The 3,326-nt window shown below is 58.4% G+C and carries 3 protein-coding genes; all 3 read left to right on the top strand.

Annotated elements, in window-relative coordinates:
• On the top strand, positions 1–974 hold a 974-nt coding region (locus ABX749_RS26870), incomplete at its 5' end, for a VWA domain-containing protein (RefSeq protein ID WP_372898724.1).
• 114 nt (positions 975–1,088) lie between these two features.
• Positions 1,089–2,231, top strand: coding sequence for a glycosyltransferase family 4 protein (locus ABX749_RS26875; RefSeq protein WP_372898726.1), 1,143 nt, complete (start codon positions 1,089–1,091; stop codon positions 2,229–2,231).
• Between the two features lie 53 nt (positions 2,232–2,284).
• Complete coding sequence (locus ABX749_RS26880; protein ID WP_161501396.1) at positions 2,285–3,067, top strand: class I SAM-dependent methyltransferase; 783 nt, start codon at positions 2,285–2,287, stop codon at positions 3,065–3,067.
• Positions 3,068–3,326 lie beyond the last annotated feature (259 nt).

Consider the following 3,326-nt stretch of genomic DNA (forward strand, 5'->3'; position numbering starts at 1 on the left):
TGGTCAGCTTGATCGTCCATTTGGTCGTGCTGATTGGTCTGGCATTGCTTAGCTATCGCATCGACGTCAACGAACCGTTTGTGATCGAGATCGGTGAACCGATCGATCAGAAACCTCCCGAGATCCAATCGATCGTGATCGACAAGATCGAACTGGATGTCGAACCGGTCGTGGAAGACGTCGTCGCCGTGCCGATCGAGCTGGACGCCATTGAGATCCAGGGGACAAACGTCCAGCCAGACGTCGACGTGGAAATCCTGTTCAGCGGCGCGTTGAAGGGCTATTCGCGGGGGTTCTCCAACCGGATTCGCGATGCGCAACTCAACGGCATCGACATCGCGGTGGTGTTTGATAGCACCGGCAGCATGAAAAGTGAAATCCATGCGGTCAAACGACGGATCAGCGAGATCGGCAAGGTCGTCTTGGAAAAGGTCCCCAAGGCGAGGTTTTCGCTGGCGACCTATCGGGATTTAAACGAAGCCTATCTCGTCCGCGGCATTGAACTGGATAGCGACGTCCAAAAGGTGCAAAGCTTCGTCAATGCCGCGCAGGCCCAGGGTGGGGGCGACCACCCCGAAGCCGTTCAAGCCGGGATGGCGTGGGCGCTCCGGACCAACCGGTTTCGCCCACAAGCTCAGAAGGTGATGCTGGTCTTTGGAGACGCGCCGCCGCATCGGTCCGACGTGCAGACCTGTCTGGACCTGGCCAAGGAGTTCCACGGCTATGACAAGGGACGCGTTTACACCGTGACGTGCCGCAGCGTCACGCCACTGCCCGAGTTCTATTTGATCGCCCAGGCCGGCGGCGGCGAAGCGTTTGTGATGAAGGACAGCGAGCGGTTGATGGAGTATCTGTTGGTGATGGCGTTCGGTCCCGAACATCGCGAACAGGTGTTGAAGTTCTTTCAGATTCGAAACACCGATTCTCGGCGTCGTCCGGGGGATCGCCGATCACGCCGCCCCGGCCGAATTTAGGGAGTTTCACAAACTCTCTTTTCAGCGACGGCCAGAATTTGGTACAGACCGTCGGTTGATGGATTCGGGCGGTTGCGGTTCGATTGGGCAATAGGTTTGCGAGTGTGATCCAAAATGAGAGTTTTATACGAAGGCGCGATCTTCCAGATCCTGCGTTGGGGCGGTGTGGCCCGTTACTTCAGCGAGCTGATCCACCACTTGCCAACCGATTGCCAGCCGGCGGTGGTCGGTCCGGCCGCTGACGAGCCTGAACTTTCCAACCCGCAATTGCGCTATCACGGGGTGCAAACGGAGCCATCGGTTTCCTGGCTGAGAAAACTGACGCGTGATCGCATGCAGCGTCAGATCACCCAGCAATTCGACGCCATCGACGCCGACGTGGAGCATTGGACGTACTACAGCGGCTTGTGTCGGCGGGCGATTCGGCGGGGCAACCGTCCGCTGGTCGCGACGATTCTGGACTTTGTTCACGAGGCCGTTCCGTCGCTCGATCCGACCGGCAAACACATCGCCCTGAAATACGATGCGATTGCGGCGGCGGATCATCTGATTTGCATTTCCCAGGCGACCCACGATGAGCTGTGTGATCGCTTTCCCGATTGTCGCGGCAAGGCATCGGTGATTCCGCTCGGGACCTCTCTGTCGGACATCACGCCCGCGCCGCTGCCGGATGTCTTGACGGACAAGCCTTACGTGTTGTTCGTCGGTCGTCGCAACAGTTACAAGAACTTTGAAGTCGTTTGGAACGCGTGGAAACGATTGCGCGGCACGTTGCCCGAGGAAGCTAAACTGGTCGTGGTGGGACCACCGATGAAACGTCGCGAGGCGGCGCAACTGGAGTGGCGGGATGACGGCTCGGCCATTTTGATGCCGAATGTTCCCGATGCGTTGCTGCGGACGCTGTACGAGCATTCCCGTGGATTCTTGTTTCCGTCCCGCGCCGAAGGGTTCGGGTTGCCGTCGCTCGAAGCGATGTCAGCGGGCACCCCCGTGATGGTTTCCGATCTGCCGGTGATGCGTGAAGTGGTCGGCGAGTGCGGGTACTACTTTGATCCCGACGATGTCGAAATGGTTGCCCAGATGATGCGTTCGGCGCTGACCGATGCGTTGCCGATGCAGCAGGAGATCGTGCGGGCGGCGCGACAGCGGGCGGCGAGTTTCACCTGGCAGACCACGGCACAGCGCACGGCCGCGGTCTATCGAGGATTGGTGGAGAACGCCAAACCGTCCCGCGACCGATTGTTGTGTGCGGTCTAGCTCGACTCTCATCCGCAATTCCTTTTCACCGGTCTGCAAAAGAAACAATGACGATGGACTGTCTGGTATGTCGCCACAATGCCGATTCGTTCGCCCACGCGACGATTCTGGGCAAATACGAAATTGAATACTTCCGCTGTCGGGATTGCCACTTCATTCAGACCGAAAAACCGTATTGGTTGGAAGAGGCCTACGGCGATGCCATCATTGCTTCCGATGTCGGACTGATCGCACGCAACGAACGGTTCGCTCGGATCACCGATCTGCTGCTGCGATTCATTTATCCCAAGGCCTTTCACTGCCTGGACTATGGCGGCGGCTACGGGATGTTCACGCGAATGATGCGTGACCGCGGACACCATTTTCTGCATCGTGACCCGTACTGTCAAAACCTGTTTGCCGCGGGGTTGGAAGCCGAATCGTCTGCCAACGGATTTGATTTTTTGACAGCGTTTGAGGTTTTTGAACACTTCGAAAATCCGCACAGGGAATTGCAACGGATGGATGCGACGGCCGATCACTGGCTGATCTCCACCGAGCCGGTTCCCGATCCCGCCCCGCAACCCGATCAGTGGTGGTACTACGTCTTGGACGGCGGCCAACACATCAGTCTGTGGTCCAAGCGGGCGTTGCAGACCGTCGCGGCGCACTATGGGCGTCAACTGGTTTCCTATCGCGGGATACACCTGATGAGTCAATCAAAGATCAACCCGTTGTGGGTCACCCAGATCTTGAGAGACAAAGCCAGCCGAGTCCTAACCCCATTCCGGCGGCGAAGGTCCTTGTTGCAAGACGACTTTCAACGGGCCGTCGCCACGGTCCGTCGCGCGGCGTGATGCGGCGTAGGGCCGATTGGCCTTTGTGTCTGCTCCTTTCACGACCGCGACGCCACGGCGGTGACTCTTGACGAAGCACTGCAGCAATCGTCCGGGCTATCCACCCAAAAAGAATGCCCACGGATAGCAGCGCGAACCCACGGATGACAGGGTGCAAAAAATCCGTGGGTTCGCGCTGCCATCGGTGGGTCCAGCGCTGGTCAATACCTTGTCGATTTAGCGGGATTGCCTCCGAGCCCCGTGGTTACCGCTTGATCAA

Source organism: Stieleria sp., assembly GCF_041595215.1.
GTDB lineage: Bacteria > Planctomycetota > Planctomycetia > Pirellulales > Pirellulaceae > Stieleria > Stieleria magnilauensis.